Genomic DNA, 13,356 nt, shown 5'->3' with positions numbered 1-13,356 from the left:
AACACGGCTCACTTCCGAGTACACGGCATAATATAGGTGAAACCGCGAAAGCCGTCGTAGTCTTTGCCATTTACGAACGGGACAATGGCAACGCTCTTATCCTCAGTCGGCGGATTATTAAGACCAAGCAGCGAGAGAGGGTCGACAAGCTCCGCGCTGTCATTCCACCAATCAGGTGCGCCGTAACTATTGATGCGCCATGTCAGATTATCATGATCGGCTTTCCAGACTTCCCAATGAACTTCCGGCAGATAGGTTTGGTTTTCACCGGGACGCGTCACGCGAGCCAGCCGCTGACCGCGCTTGACCTTTTGCCCTTCGCGGAAATGCTTGATTTCATCGAAGTCCAGGTGATCGAACTCGGAGTAATAATATTTCGGCCCTTTGGTGAGATTTAGATCATCGCGATCATGCCGGATCAGGAGGGCGCCTTCGGTACCCCATTTCCAATTTGCCTGCCAAGCCGCGCGCACCGTTCCCGACGTGGGCGCCAATATCCATTCGCCCAGTCGGCCGACGTCGACGCCCGTATGAATTTCATCGCGGCGCGTACCGTCGACGTCAATCCAACTCCCATATGGTGACGAAATGGGGGTGCAATTGTAGTCGGCGGGGTAATTCGGTTTTAAGCCGCTGGGTGTAACGGTCGATGTGTCGTTCGAATCAGCGGCATTTCCCGGTGTGATCGTGAGCGTAACGTAGAAGCCAACGACGATAAAAATCGCATACCGAAATAGAAGCACGTCCTTTAAACTCTCTGGAATTTTCAAACCAATACCAATACCCTTGCGACACCGATTTGAATGTGTCGCGGAATTTTTGACTGAAAAATGCGGTTTACCTTTATATCAGCAATTTGATCAGTAAGCATAGTTTAGCATTTCATTAACATCCAATTCTTTTTAGAGCAGATCGCATGCGGCCCGCGATGACGCGCGCCTGTGTCCGTCTGCATTGATTGCAAAAATGGCTCGTCTGTTTTCTTTTCCGGGGAAGTTAACCCAAAGGCCGCCCTTCCGCGGCGCCGAGGTGGAAATCTCTATTAATGCGTTCGAGGCGGCGCCCGTTTTTCCGGGTGTGCGAATTTGGTACGTGCCACATGCTGCCGCGAATAACCTTACAGACCATTTCGGGACACCGGCCCAAGCCGACGTCCACGAGTTCGCATCGATACGCAACGTCGAAATGCGTTGCCGCTCGCTTGCGACGCGCACAGTTCTTCGGAAAGCGTTGACGGAAAGTGTCGGCGGCCGGACTGCACCGCACGAGTGGAATTTCAAAAGGTCGGCGTGGGGAAAACCAACGCTATCGAATAACGCGAGCGCGTTGAATTTCAGCTGTTCTCACACACGTTGGGCGTCAGTTGTCGCGGTATCTACGTGCGGACCAGTTGGTATCGATATTGAAAATGCCATCGCTGATACGAATGACGCCTGGCTTTCTGACGTCTTCACGACTGACGAACGCGCGGCACTGAAATCGATGGCTGTGGGGGAGCTAGAAACGGCGGTTTCTCGGCTATGGGCGCTCAAAGAAGCCTACCTCAAGATGCTTGGCACCGGAATTGCTGAAGCATCAGCAGTTGCATTTGATCCCCGCAACGATCGCCTTTGGCCGGGACAGAACCGCCAGAGCGAACCGGTAACGTTCCGGACATGGATCGCCAAATGCCAAGGGCATCGACTTTCCGTGGCCGTCGCAATGGGCGGCCGCAAGGAAGAAGGGGGCTCGTGGCGTCAGCCCATTGAGGAAGCCCGTGTCAGTATACGAACCAAATTGGCATTCGCTGGAAACTGGGCGAACAAGAGGGCCACGGCTCCTCCACCACTATTTCGAATTCCAAGCGCAGCGGCGGCCTGATCATCCTGCAATTGAATTTGCCGGTGAGACGCTCACATATGAAGAGCTTGATGCCGCTGCAAATCGCATAGCCAATTATTTGGTTTCTTGCGGAACAGGCGCCGAGGATCTCGTCGGAATTTATCTTAAGAAATCGCCGGAGCTTTACGCGGCGATTCTCGGCATTTTGAAAGCCGGCGCCGCCTATGTGCCGATTGATCCGCGTTCGCCGTTGGAGCGTATCCGCGCAATCGAAGAAGACGCGCAGCTACGTTTGATCATCTCGGAAAACGCGCTCGCAGGCGTGATCGAAGGTAAAGTCGCGACGCCGCTCCTGCTGGTTGACCGGCAGCGGCACGTTCTGGCCGGTCAACCGGACGAGTCCGTCGACCTTCTGCTCGATGCGGAAATCCACCCGAGTGCGTTGAGCTACATTATTTACACATCGGGTTCGACGGGTCGCCCAAAGGGCGTGATGATCGAACATCGCAACGTCGTCGCTTTCGTCAAATCACTGCGCTCAGTCTACAAGGTGACGGCGAACGATCGCGTCTATCAGGGATTTTCGACCGCGTTTGACGCATCGGTTGAAGAAATCTGGGCTGCGTTTTCTCGGGGTGGAACGTTGATCGTTCCGCCCGAAGAAGTCGAACGGTCGCCCGCCGACGTCGCCCAGTTTATCGACGACATGCAGGTCAGCTATTTTTCGACCGTGCCGACGATGCTCGCGATGATCGATCGCGATCTGCCGACGGTGACGACGCTCGTACTTGGGGGCGAAGCCTGCTCGCAAGAGCTCGTAACGCGATGGGCAAAGCCGGGACGCCGAATGCTGAATACGTACGGCCCGACGGAGGCAACCGTCGTTGCCACGTGGCATGAGTGCGTAAGCGGCGAGCCGGTAGCCATTGGAAAGGCTCTGCCGGGTTATTCCACGTACGTCCTCGACGAAAATTTTCAGCCCGTGGCGCCGGGCGAAGACGGCGAGCTGTTCATCGGCGGCGCTGGCGTCGGACGCGGCTACATGCATCTCCAAACGCTTACCGATCAGCGCTTTGTTGCCGATTCATTCGAACCGGCAACGAGAGGCCGATTGTATCGTACCTACGATCATGTGCGGCTCGGGTACGAAGGTGAACTCTATTTTCTCGGGCGCCTCGACGATCAGGTGAAGCTCCGCGGCTTTCGCATCGAGCTTTCCGAGATCGAAGCCGTCCTGATGGAGCATCCTCAAATCAAGGCCGCGGCGGCGGCCGTCATCGCGGTGGGAGACGACATCAAGGAGCTTGCGGCTTTCGTCGTCTGTCACGGAGAGGAAGAAAGCTTCGATCGTCAAGCGGTCGACGAACTGCTGCGACGACGCGTGCCGGCTTATATGGTGCCTCAATATCTCGACGTCATCGACGAGCTTCCGATGTCGACGAGCGGCAAGGTCGACCGGAAAAATCTCCCCCAACCCAAGACGCTGCTGAAGGGTCTCGGCAATGTCGTCGCCCCTGCAAGCGAGCTCGAGACGCGCATTGCGGCGGCATGGTCCGAAGCGTTTCGCCTGCCGAGCATTTCGGTCGCCGACGATTTCTTCCTCGATCTCGGCGGACATTCACTCTTGGCTTCGCGATGCGCGAGCCGCGTGCGTGAAGCGATCGCTGGCGTTCAAGTCTCGGTTCGCGACTTCTACGAGCATCGCTCCGTAAGGGCTCTCGCCTCCGTTCTCGAAAGCCGTATGGGCGGAGAAAAACAGGAAAACCCGGCGCGGGCGAACGTATCGGAGGAAGCCTTCAAAAGCGTGCATCCGTTGATGCGCTGGACGACGGTGTCGCTCCAGGCTTTGAGCATCGCAGCATATTACGGCATTCTCTTAGCGCCCCTCGCGTACATGGTGCTGATAACGACCGCCGTGACCGACGGTCAGATCACATGGCAGCGCGCGGCGCAAATCTCGACGATGGTCGGCTTCGCCATCTGGCCGAGCATGCTGTTCTTGAGCATCGCGCTGAAGTGGCTGGTCATCGGCCGCGTCAAGCCTGGCCGCTATCCGCTCTGGAGCTTCTATTACTTCCGGTGGTGGTTTGTGACCCGTTTCCAAGCCTTGAGCTGGTCGGATATGTTTGCGGGCACGCCGTTGATGAATCTTTATTGGCGCGCAATGGGTGCCAAGATTGGCCGCAACGTCGTGCTGTCGACATCCTTGTGCGGCGCCTACGACGTCGTCTCGATCGGGCGCGGTTCGAGCATCGGACTTGAAAGCCAGATCCTCGGGTATCGCGTTGAGGACGGCTACCTCGTCATCGAGCCGGTCGACATCGGCGAGAATTGCTTCATCGGCATGCACTGCAGTCTCGGTCTCGGCACGAGCATGGGCGACGGCGCGCGGCTCGATGATATGTCGTCGCTGCCCGACGGCACCGCTATGGGAAGTTACGAATGCCGTCGCGGATCGCCCGCGCTGCTGGCCGAAGTCGTAACACCGGAAGCCACGACGCCTTCGCCAACGCTGCTGCGAACGTTCTCGTTCGGCGCGCTGCATCTCGCGCTTATTTACGTGATGGGATATTTTCTGATCGCAACGGTCATCCCATCCGCCATTATTATCGCGGCTGGGTTTTCGTTCGGTGGTCCGCTCGGTGGCGCGATCGGCGCGTTCATCGCGGTGCCGGTCGGAGTTCTGACCTACGCGATCGGCGCAATTACGCTTATTACCCTGCTCCAGCCGTCCGAGGCTGGCCAAATGCCCGTCCTCAGCCTCGCCTACCTGAGGCATTGGTTCGTCAGCTATCTGCTGAAGAACACGAAGACCATCCTGCTGCCGGTTTACGCGACTGTCTACTGCCCGGTCTTCCTCCGCGCTCTGGGCGCGAAGATCGGCGCTGGCTCGGAAGTTTCAACCGTCTCGCACGTTATGCCAAGTCTCCTCGAGGTCGGCGACGGGAGCTTCCTGGCCGACGCGTGCCTCATCGGCGGAGAGCGGCTCAACGCCGGTACGGTCGAGATCGGAGCAGTGCGCATCGGCTCGCGCTCTTTCATCGGCAACAGCGCGCTCATTCCGGGCGGTCATGCCGTGGGCGACAACGCGTTAATCGGCGTTGCGTCGACGCCGCCGGCAAACGCAGCTGAGATTCCCGACGATACGCGCTGGCTGGGTTCGCCTGGGTTTGCTCTCCCGCAAACGCAACGCAATGTTTGCTTCAACGATGCGGAAATATTTGAGCCGACGCGCCGCGCGAAGATCGCACGGACGACGACCGATACGCTCCGCATACTATTGCCGGGCTTTATCGTCGCCGCGGAAGGCATCGCGTTCACGAGCTATCTTGTGATCGGCTATCGCAGCTTGCCGCTCTGGGCCGTGATCGTGGGCATTCCCTTTGTCGCGGCGACTCTGGCGGCTGGGTCCATTCTACTCGCGGCTCTCGTCAAGGCGCTGTTCGTCGGCCGTATCGCGCCGACAGTGAAGCCTCTCTGGTGCCGGTTCATCTGGAACAACGAGCTTGTGAATGGCGTCTACGAAACAGTGGCGGCGACGACCATGACGCCGCTGATGGGAACGCCGTTCATCTCATCGTGCTTGCGCATGATGGGCTGCAAAGTCGGGAAGTGGTGCTACCTCGAAACGACTCTCTTTTCCGAATTCGATCTCGTGCACATCGGTGACCGCGCGTGCCTGAACGTCGGCGCGACGATCCAGAACCACCTCTTCGAGGATCGCGTGTTCAAGGCCGATCACATCAAAATCGGCGATGGCTGCACCGTCGGTAATATGGCGGTCGTTCTCTACGGAACGGAAATGCACGCCGCGTCGAACCTCGGTGCGCTATCGGTCCTGATGAAAGGCGACGTCCTTCCGGCCGGAACGCGCTGGCACGGCACACCGTGCGAGCCTCTTGCCGCGCCGAAGGAAAGCGTCGCCATAAGCGACAATCCGCGGGCCGGCGATGGCGACTCTTATGCACAACGTAGGAGGTCACCGCGGCTGGTGAAAAAGCAAATCGAGTTGCTACACGTCCCCGTGTGAGTACAACTAATGTGAACTGTGGCACCGCGGACATCACCGCGGCGCCGACGCATTTGTTCGTTGACGTTCAAACTCGACTCTGACACGCGAATCACATCCCCTCATACCTTAGAGAGAAGTACCAGATCGTGTGTGGCCGTCTTCGTATTGAGGATGGTCGTTGCGCTCGCGACTTTTGCGCTTGAGGAAGACCAATGAAGAAACTTTTTGCGGTGATGGCGTGCGGCGCGGCGATGCCTGCGATGGTCGCACCCGCGCTCGCCGATGGACCTTTCTCTTTGAAGGACACGCCAGTTCAGGTCGAAGCGCCGAGCTGGTCGGGAGTATATTTCGGAGTGAGCGGCGGCTACGGGCACAACCACTCGAAAAACAACTATCACGATAGCGACGACACGACCTCGTCCAAGAACGAGTTCGCCGACGGCGGACTGGTCTCGCTGATTTACGGCATCGACCGGCAGGTGGGCAGCCGCTTCGTTGTCGGCGCCTTCGCCGACTTCTCGGTCTCCGAATTGAATCGCGGCAACGAAGACATTCATAACGCGATGACGATTGATCGCTCATGGGCGATCGGCGCGCGCGCTGGCGTTCTGGTCAACGAGCGGACGCTGGTCTACGCGACGGGTGGTTACACACAGGCTCACTTCTCCAACGATGGATGGTGGGACATCGACACCGACGACACGACGGCCCACGGCAAGGGCGGCCAGAACTTCGGCGGCTACTTTGTTGGCGGCGGCGTTGAGCGGCAGATTTCCGATAACTTCTATCTGCGCGGCGAGGCGCGTTATTCGGATTTCTCAGGCAGGATCACGAATAGTGGCACCGTTGACGGGGTAGATTACGTAGACCGCGAAGTCCCCTCGATTTGGACGGTGCAGGCAGGGCTCGTCTATAAGCTCGACCGTTCGAAAGTTTTGAACCCCGACCCGATCACGGAAGATCGCGGCCCGAAGGTCATTACCTACAGCGGCATCGACGCAGCGAATGACGCGGTTGCTTACTACGGCGGCACGGTCTTCGGTTTGAGCGGCGATCTTTACAAGAACGGCTTCCTGCTTCGCACGCAGGGCATCATCGCCGATTACAACTACAAGGCGGGTGAGCCTGACAATTCAACAGTCGATGCGGACGACCGGTCGCTGGACATCATGCTCGGCTATCAGTGGGTCTTCTCCAACTGGAGCGCCATTGCCTACCTCGGCTATGAGGTCCGCAATGTTCACCTGTCGCCCTTTGACCCGAACAACGACGTCCGCGGTGGCGCCGATGGTTTCAAAGTCGCTGTAGAACTCGAAACCGATGACGAAAGCCCGCTGTACGGAAGCTTGGAAGGCAGCTACTCGACCGCCTTCAATTCCTACTACGCGGAAGCTCGCGTGGGCTACAACGCGAAGACGTTCATCATCGGGCCTGAAAGCTCCGTTTACAGTGACGAGGGTGATCTCGCGACGCGCGTCGGAGCATTCGCAACGATCCCGTTCCATCTCTGGTGGAGTGGTCTGCCGGCCAAGTTGACCTTCAACGTCGGCCAGCAGTTCGTGAACAACAGCGGCGAAACGAGAGCCGGCGGCGAAGGTGCTTACGGTGGTTCGATGCTGCGCGTCGACTTCTGACGCGGCGCAAAGCCAAGCCCGAGACGAATTAAAAAAAAGGCGCGTGCTGAGCTCTACATTGAGCCGTCCGCGCCTTTCCCTTTGAACGCTATTCGAACCTAATTGACGGCGCCGGTCGTGACGGTGCGCTTCTCGCCGGCCTGTGGCGGAGGAGCCGTGAGAGGCTGCACCGGAGATCCAGGCCCGATCTTTTGCAGATTTCCAGTGATGATGAGATCTTTCTCTGTCACGCCGACCACGCTGATGAGATCCCCGTCCGTCGGGCCTGTCGTCACCAGTTTCTGCTCCGCCATGTTCTTTTCGCCGACCACGTAGACATACTTTCCGAGCTGGCTCGAGCCGAGCGCGGTCTGCGGCACCATCAGAGCATTGGGGTCCTCACCGGCATGAATGCGGATGCGAACGTATTGCCCTGGTAAGAGCGCGCGATCGGCGTTGGCAATGGTGGCGCGGGCCGTGAGCGTCCCCGTCAGCCGGTCGACGGTGTTGTCGATGAACGTGATCGTGCCTTTGTGCTTCGCCTTGTCGTTCCCGGGAACGAAGATTTCGGCCGCCGTTGCACCGCTAGCATGTACTTTCTGGATGGCGGCGAGATCCGCCTCGCTCGGATTGAACGTCACGTAAATGGGATCGATCTGGACCAGCGTATTGAGGGCCGCACCTGCAACGTTGATGAGCGCGCCGATCGCCGCTTGGTTCTTGCCCAGCCGTCCAGCGAACGGTGCACGAATTTCGGTATATTCGAGATTGAGCTCGGCCTCCCGGATGGCGGCATCGTCAATCGTTATGGCGGCGTCGGCCTGGCGCAGCGAACTTGATCGCTGATCGAAAGTATCCTTGGCGAGCCACCCGCTTTTGGTGAGTTCCGACCCACGCTCGAGACTGGAGCTGGCGTATTCTCGGGCGGCGATATCGCGCTGCTTTTGAGCTTTCGCGCGATCGAGCGCCGCTTGATAATCTCGCGGATCGATCACGTACAGAAGGTCGCCGGCGGCGACGTCCGCGCCGTCGGGAACATTCTGTTTCTGGACGTAGCCTGAAACCCGCGCCTGCAGCGTGATGTCACGAATGGACTCCGTCCGCGCCGGATATTCGAGATAAATACTCACCGGGCGTTTGACGACAGGCGAGACGGGTACGGGCATGACGAAGCCGGCCTGAGGCGGCGCGGCCGCCGGCTGCTCGAGAGAGGCGATGACCTTCTCGATTTCTTGCCGGTGAACGTAGGCCGCACTGCCGGCGGCAACCAGCAAAACCAAGCCAATGATCTTCCAAAGGCGCATCACGAAATCCCTGTCTATTCGGCGGCAGCCGGATGCGAAGCATCGCTGCCCGATGTGTCGACTTTCCCGGAAGTGTGGGCATCACGCCCTTCCCGCCACTCTTCGATGACCGCATAGAACACCGGAACGAACAGCAGCGTAAGAAGCGTTGCAGCCAGCATTCCGCCGAAGACCGTCGTTCCGATCGATTGCCGGCTGGCAGCACCCGCCCCACTTGCGATCATGAGCGGAACGACGCCGAGAATAAATGCGAATGCGGTCATCAATATGGGGCGCAACCGAAGGCGCGCCGCCTCCATCGCGGCATCGACGATGGACAAGCCCTCGAGGCGCCGTCTCTTCGCGAACTCGACGATCAGAATGGCGTTCTTCGCCGAAAGACCGATGAGCATGACAAATCCGATCTGCGAATAGACATCGATTTGTAGGCCGCGAACCCAGAGCGCAAGGAGAGCGCCGAACAGCGCGAGCGGCACTGCAAGCAGCACCATGAACGGCATCGACCAGCTTTCGTATTGCGCAGCAAGGATCAAAAAGACGAACACGCTGGCCAACGCAAAGACGACGAGGGCAATCGAACCCGCCTTCAGTTCCTGGAATGTAATGCCAGTCCATTCGTAACTGAAGTCGCGCGGCAGAGCCGTGGCTGCGGCGCGTTCCATCGCCTGAATGGCCTGCCCGGTGCTGTAGCCCGGCGCGGGGCCGCCGTTGATCAGCGCGGAAGCATAGTTGTTGTAATGAGGAACCGTCTCAGGCCCAACGATCGGCTTCAGCGTGCCGAGCGTGCTGAGCGGCACCATTCCGCCCGTCGCGTTGCGAACGTAGAGCCGCGAGAGGCTCGACGGATCGGCGCGCGCATTGGTGTCCGCTTGCAGCGTCACGCGGAACGTGCGCCCGAAAAGGTTGAAGTCGTTCACATAGAGCGAACCGAGATAGATCTGCAGCGTATTGAATACGTCCGGCAGATTGAGCCCCAGCAGTTTCGCCTTCGAGCGATCGAGGTCGTAGTTGAATTGCGGCGTCGAGGTCGAAAACGACGTGAAGAGCTGCTGCGCATCCAGCTCCGGTTGCTTCCGAGCTTCTGCAATCAGCGCCTGTGTCGCGTCGTTGAGAGCAGCACTGCCGCGGCCCGTCAGATCTTCGACCTGGAATTCAAATCCGCCCGTCGTTCCGAGGCCCGGTATCGACGGCGGGTCGAAACTGAGCACGACCGCCTCAGGGATCATGAGCAACTGCCCGCGAACCGCCTGCACGAGACTCGACGCGCTTTGCTCCGGCGGCCGCTCGTTCCACGGTTTGAGAATGGCGAATTCGACGGCGGAGTTCGATTGCGCCGCGTTCGTCAGGAAGTTGAGGCCGCTGATCGAGCCGACGATATCGACACCCGGAGTGTTTTCCAGAATGTCTCTGACCTTCTTGGCGACAGCATCGGTTCGTTCGAGCGATGCTCCGTCCGGTAGTTGCACGACGACGAAAAAGTATCCCTGGTCTTCAACGGGCAAAAATGTCGAAGGAATGCGCTGGGAGAGCAGATACGTGGCACCGAGCACGGCCGTGAAAAGGAAGAGCATCACCCAGCGGATGCGTATCATGAAGCGAACCAGGTGAGCGTATCCGTGCGAGATCCTGTCGAAGCCGGCGTTGAACCAGCGAAAGAGCACGAACGATGGCGGCCCGCGATGGCGAAGGAAGACCGCGGCCAGCGCCGGGCTGAGTGTCAACGAGTTGAAAGCCGATAGTCCGACCGAAATCGCGACAGTCAGCGCGAACTGATTATAGAGACGGCCCGAGACGCCCGGGATAAATGCCACCGGAATGAACACGGCCATGAGAACGCCGGTCGTCGCGATGATCGGACCCGTCACTTCCGACATGGCTTTCAAAGCCGCAGCCATGGGCTTGAGACCGTTTTCCAGCTGCCGCTCGACGTTCTCGACAACCACGATGGCGTCATCGACGACAAGGCCGATCGCCAGCACCATGCCGAGAAGACTGAGCATGTTCAGCGAGAATCCGAGCGCGTGCATAATGACGAGCGTCGCAATCAGCGAAACCGGTATGGCAATCGTCGGAATGATCGTCGTGCGCCAGCTTTGAAGAAAGATGTATACAACGAGAACGACCAGGATCAGCGCCTCGAGCAGCGTGAAAACCACGTCATGCATGGCCGCTGAAACAAAGCGGGTTGTGTCATAATGCATGCCGTAGGCGATGCCCTTGGGGAACCGCTTCGACAGCTCGTCCATCTTGGTCAGCACGCGCTCCTGCAGATCCAGCGCGTTCGATCCGGGCATCTGAAATACGGCAAGCACGACCGAAGGGTCTTTGCCGAAAAATGCCGACGACGAGTACTGGAGCGCCCCAAGCTCGATGCGGGCGACATCCCGAAGGCGCACGATGGCGCCAGTCGACGGATTGGAGCGTACGACGATATTTCCGAATTCTTCCGGATTGCTCAGGCGCCCGGTCGCGTTGACCTGCATCTCGAACGGCGTCCCCGGCGGCGCCGGCGACTGACCGATCTTTCCGGCCGCGACCTGAATGTTTTGCTCCGCGACCGCGTTCTGAACGTCGACTGCCGTGATCCCGAGCTGGGACAGCTTGTCAGGATCGAGCCACAGCCGCATCGAATAGCGCCGTTCGCCGAAGATCTGTACGTCGCCGACGCCCGCCAGCCGCTTCAACGGATCGACGATTTGAAGGTAGGCGTAATTGCTGAGCGTCACCGGATCGACGGATTGATCCGGCGACGTCAAATTGACGATCAAAACGAAATTCGGGTTTTGTTTCCTGATCGAGATGCCGGCTTGGTTGACGATAGGCGGCAACGACGATGCGGCTTCCGCCACACGGTTCTGCACGTCGACGGCCGCAATGCTGAGCGGATAGCCGACATCGAATGTGATCGTGATGTTGGACGAGCCGTCGTTGGAACTCGACGACGACATGTACGTCATGCCTTCGACGCCGTTGATCTGCTGTTCGAGCGGCGTCGTGACCGTATCCGCAACAACCTGGGCGCTGGCGCCCGGATAAATCGCGCTCACCACGACTTGCGGCGGCGTGACGTCAGGAAGTTGCGAAACGGGCAGCAGGAAATAGCAAATGGTCCCTGCCAGAACCATGATGACGGCGATCGCCGAGGCGAAGATGGGCCGGTGGATGAAGAAGTTGACCATGCGCCGTCCACGTTAATGCGGGTAGCCGCGGATGGCGGCTCGGGTGTCCCGTTCTGGGATCGCCTGCCCTTCTTAAAGCCTTTAAACCTGTCTGACCTCAAGCGGCCATTGAGACGATCTTTGGGCGAGGTAAATATGCTGAGGCCTGACGGTCCGCCCGATGAAAAGTAGGAAACCTAGCGGGGTTCGCCAGCTTTCCCGCACACTTCTGCCGAGGATCGTATCTTTGTGGCCACAAAAGCCGTCCGGAGCTGCGTGGCGATATGTCGTACGCTCCGAAAATCAGACCGTGGTCGGCTAACCTGCCGCCGGATCGTGAAAATGGCCAACAAGAAATCGCTGTAAGCGATCAACGCTCAATGAAATCAGACCCCACGAATAATGCTGCACCGAGTCTGATCAAAAAAGTGCCGCCCAAGCTCAGAGTTGAAGATCGGACGGCAGAGATGCCGCTGGATTTGGCAATGGACCCGACGCAGGGCCATTTTTGAGATATCGACAAATGACGAGCATATGAGAACAGAGAAATCCGGTTGCCGATGCCGTGAGTTTGATCTGTGTCAGGGTTCCGCTGTAAGCGGCGGCCCGTGATTGTTGCGAAGTAGCAAAATCTGGAACTGATAGTTTGTGACGACCGCCGTGCGTACGAGAAAGCGTGACGTGCCGCAATTTCCTAAAAAGCGGAGGACCGCTAGAATGTGAAACGACAAATTCACGGCGCGGGCTTAACGCTTACAGCTCCCCTTGCGGGCTTACCTTGCCATTCAGAGCGCGGCCGATCTCCTTTTCGAGATCGGCGAGATCCAGGAATTGATCGGCCTGACGCCGCAACTCGTCGGCAATCATCGGCGGCTGCGTCTGCAGCGTCGACACGATGCTTACCCTTTTGCCCATTTGCTGCAAAGCAGCGACCAGACTGCGAAAATCACCGTCGCCGGAGAAGATGACGATGTGATCGAGATTCCCTGCGAGTCGCATGGCGTCGACGGCAAGCTCGATGTCCATATTGCCTTTGATGCGTCGCCGTCCCGCGCTGTCGACGAACTCTTTCGATGGCTTGGTCACCATCGAAAACCCATTATACTCGAGCCAGTCGATCAAAGGACGTATCGACGAATATTGCTGCTCGTCAGCAATTGCCGTGTAATAGAGCGCCCTTACAAGCTGCACCTTGCTCCTAAAAAGCCGGAGCAATCTCCTGTAATCGATATCGAATCCGAGCAATTTCGCAGCGGCATAAAGGTTTGCGCCATCAATAAATAACGCGACCCGCTCAGTCGGATAAAAATGCATGAGGGGTTCAGACTCCTGCAGCAGAAGAATCCTCGCACCGAGTATTTTCAGTCTATATCGCCGATTGTCAATGGTTGTCGGCTCTCGGTCACGTTCGCTTTGATTGATGCGCCGCGCCGTTCGGTAAAGTGACG

At 58.4% G+C, this 13,356-nt stretch carries 7 protein-coding genes; 3 read left to right on the top strand and 4 right to left on the bottom strand.

Annotated elements, in window-relative coordinates:
* Nucleotides 1-8: 8 nt before the first annotated feature.
* Nucleotides 9-743, bottom strand: a complete 735-nt coding sequence (locus AACL53_RS19510; protein WP_339086236.1) for a M23 family metallopeptidase — start codon at nucleotides 741-743, stop codon at nucleotides 9-11.
* 1,013 nt (nucleotides 744-1,756) lie between these two features.
* On the opposite strand from AACL53_RS19510, the gene AACL53_RS19505 reads away from it, so the two are divergent.
* Nucleotides 1,757-5,851, top strand: a complete 4,095-nt coding sequence (locus AACL53_RS19505) for a Pls/PosA family non-ribosomal peptide synthetase (RefSeq protein WP_339086235.1) — start codon at nucleotides 1,757-1,759, stop codon at nucleotides 5,849-5,851.
* A 194-nt stretch (nucleotides 5,852-6,045) separates the two neighbouring features.
* Nucleotides 6,046-7,467, top strand: coding sequence for a cellulose biosynthesis protein BcsS (bcsS, locus tag AACL53_RS19500; RefSeq protein ID WP_339086233.1), 1,422 nt, complete (start codon nucleotides 6,046-6,048; stop codon nucleotides 7,465-7,467).
* Between the two features lie 98 nt (nucleotides 7,468-7,565).
* Here bcsS and AACL53_RS19495 read toward each other — a convergent pair whose 3' ends face one another.
* Together AACL53_RS19495 and AACL53_RS19490 are read right to left on the bottom strand one after the other, a co-directional pair.
* Nucleotides 7,566-8,750, bottom strand: coding sequence for an efflux RND transporter periplasmic adaptor subunit (locus tag AACL53_RS19495; RefSeq protein WP_339086232.1), 1,185 nt, complete (start codon nucleotides 8,748-8,750; stop codon nucleotides 7,566-7,568).
* A 14-nt stretch (nucleotides 8,751-8,764) separates the two neighbouring features.
* Complete coding sequence (locus AACL53_RS19490) at nucleotides 8,765-11,929, bottom strand: efflux RND transporter permease subunit (RefSeq protein WP_339086230.1); 3,165 nt, start codon at nucleotides 11,927-11,929, stop codon at nucleotides 8,765-8,767.
* Between the two features lie 263 nt (nucleotides 11,930-12,192).
* Between AACL53_RS19490 and AACL53_RS19485 the strand changes: the two genes are divergently transcribed.
* The gene (locus tag AACL53_RS19485) at nucleotides 12,193-12,420 is read left to right on the top strand and encodes a hypothetical protein (protein ID WP_339086228.1); all 228 of its coding nucleotides are present in this window, start codon (nucleotides 12,193-12,195) and stop codon (nucleotides 12,418-12,420) included.
* A 241-nt stretch (nucleotides 12,421-12,661) separates the two neighbouring features.
* Here AACL53_RS19485 and AACL53_RS19480 read toward each other — a convergent pair whose 3' ends face one another.
* Complete coding sequence (locus AACL53_RS19480) at nucleotides 12,662-13,222, bottom strand: NYN domain-containing protein (protein ID WP_339086226.1); 561 nt, start codon at nucleotides 13,220-13,222, stop codon at nucleotides 12,662-12,664.
* Between the last annotated feature and the right edge of the window lie 134 nt (nucleotides 13,223-13,356).

The sequence above is a fragment of the Hyphomicrobium sp. ghe19 genome (assembly GCF_902712875.1).
GTDB lineage: Bacteria > Pseudomonadota > Alphaproteobacteria > Rhizobiales > Hyphomicrobiaceae > Hyphomicrobium_B.
The sequence above is the reverse complement of the archived record's forward strand: the minus strand, read 5'-3'. Positions and strand labels throughout refer to the sequence as shown.

Coding starts and splice junctions, on each gene's coding strand:
- bcsS (WP_339086233.1), top strand. CDS start 6,046: ATGAAGAAACTTTTTGCGGTGATGGCGTGCGGCGCGGCGATGCCTGCG.
- AACL53_RS19495 (WP_339086232.1), bottom strand. CDS start 8,750: ATGCGCCTTTGGAAGATCATTGGCTTGGTTTTGCTGGTTGCCGCCGGC.
- AACL53_RS19490 (WP_339086230.1), bottom strand. CDS start 11,929: ATGGTCAACTTCTTCATCCACCGGCCCATCTTCGCCTCGGCGATCGCC.
- AACL53_RS19485 (WP_339086228.1), top strand. CDS start 12,193: ATGTCGTACGCTCCGAAAATCAGACCGTGGTCGGCTAACCTGCCGCCG.
- AACL53_RS19480 (WP_339086226.1), bottom strand. CDS start 13,222: ATGCATTTTTATCCGACTGAGCGGGTCGCGTTATTTATTGATGGCGCA.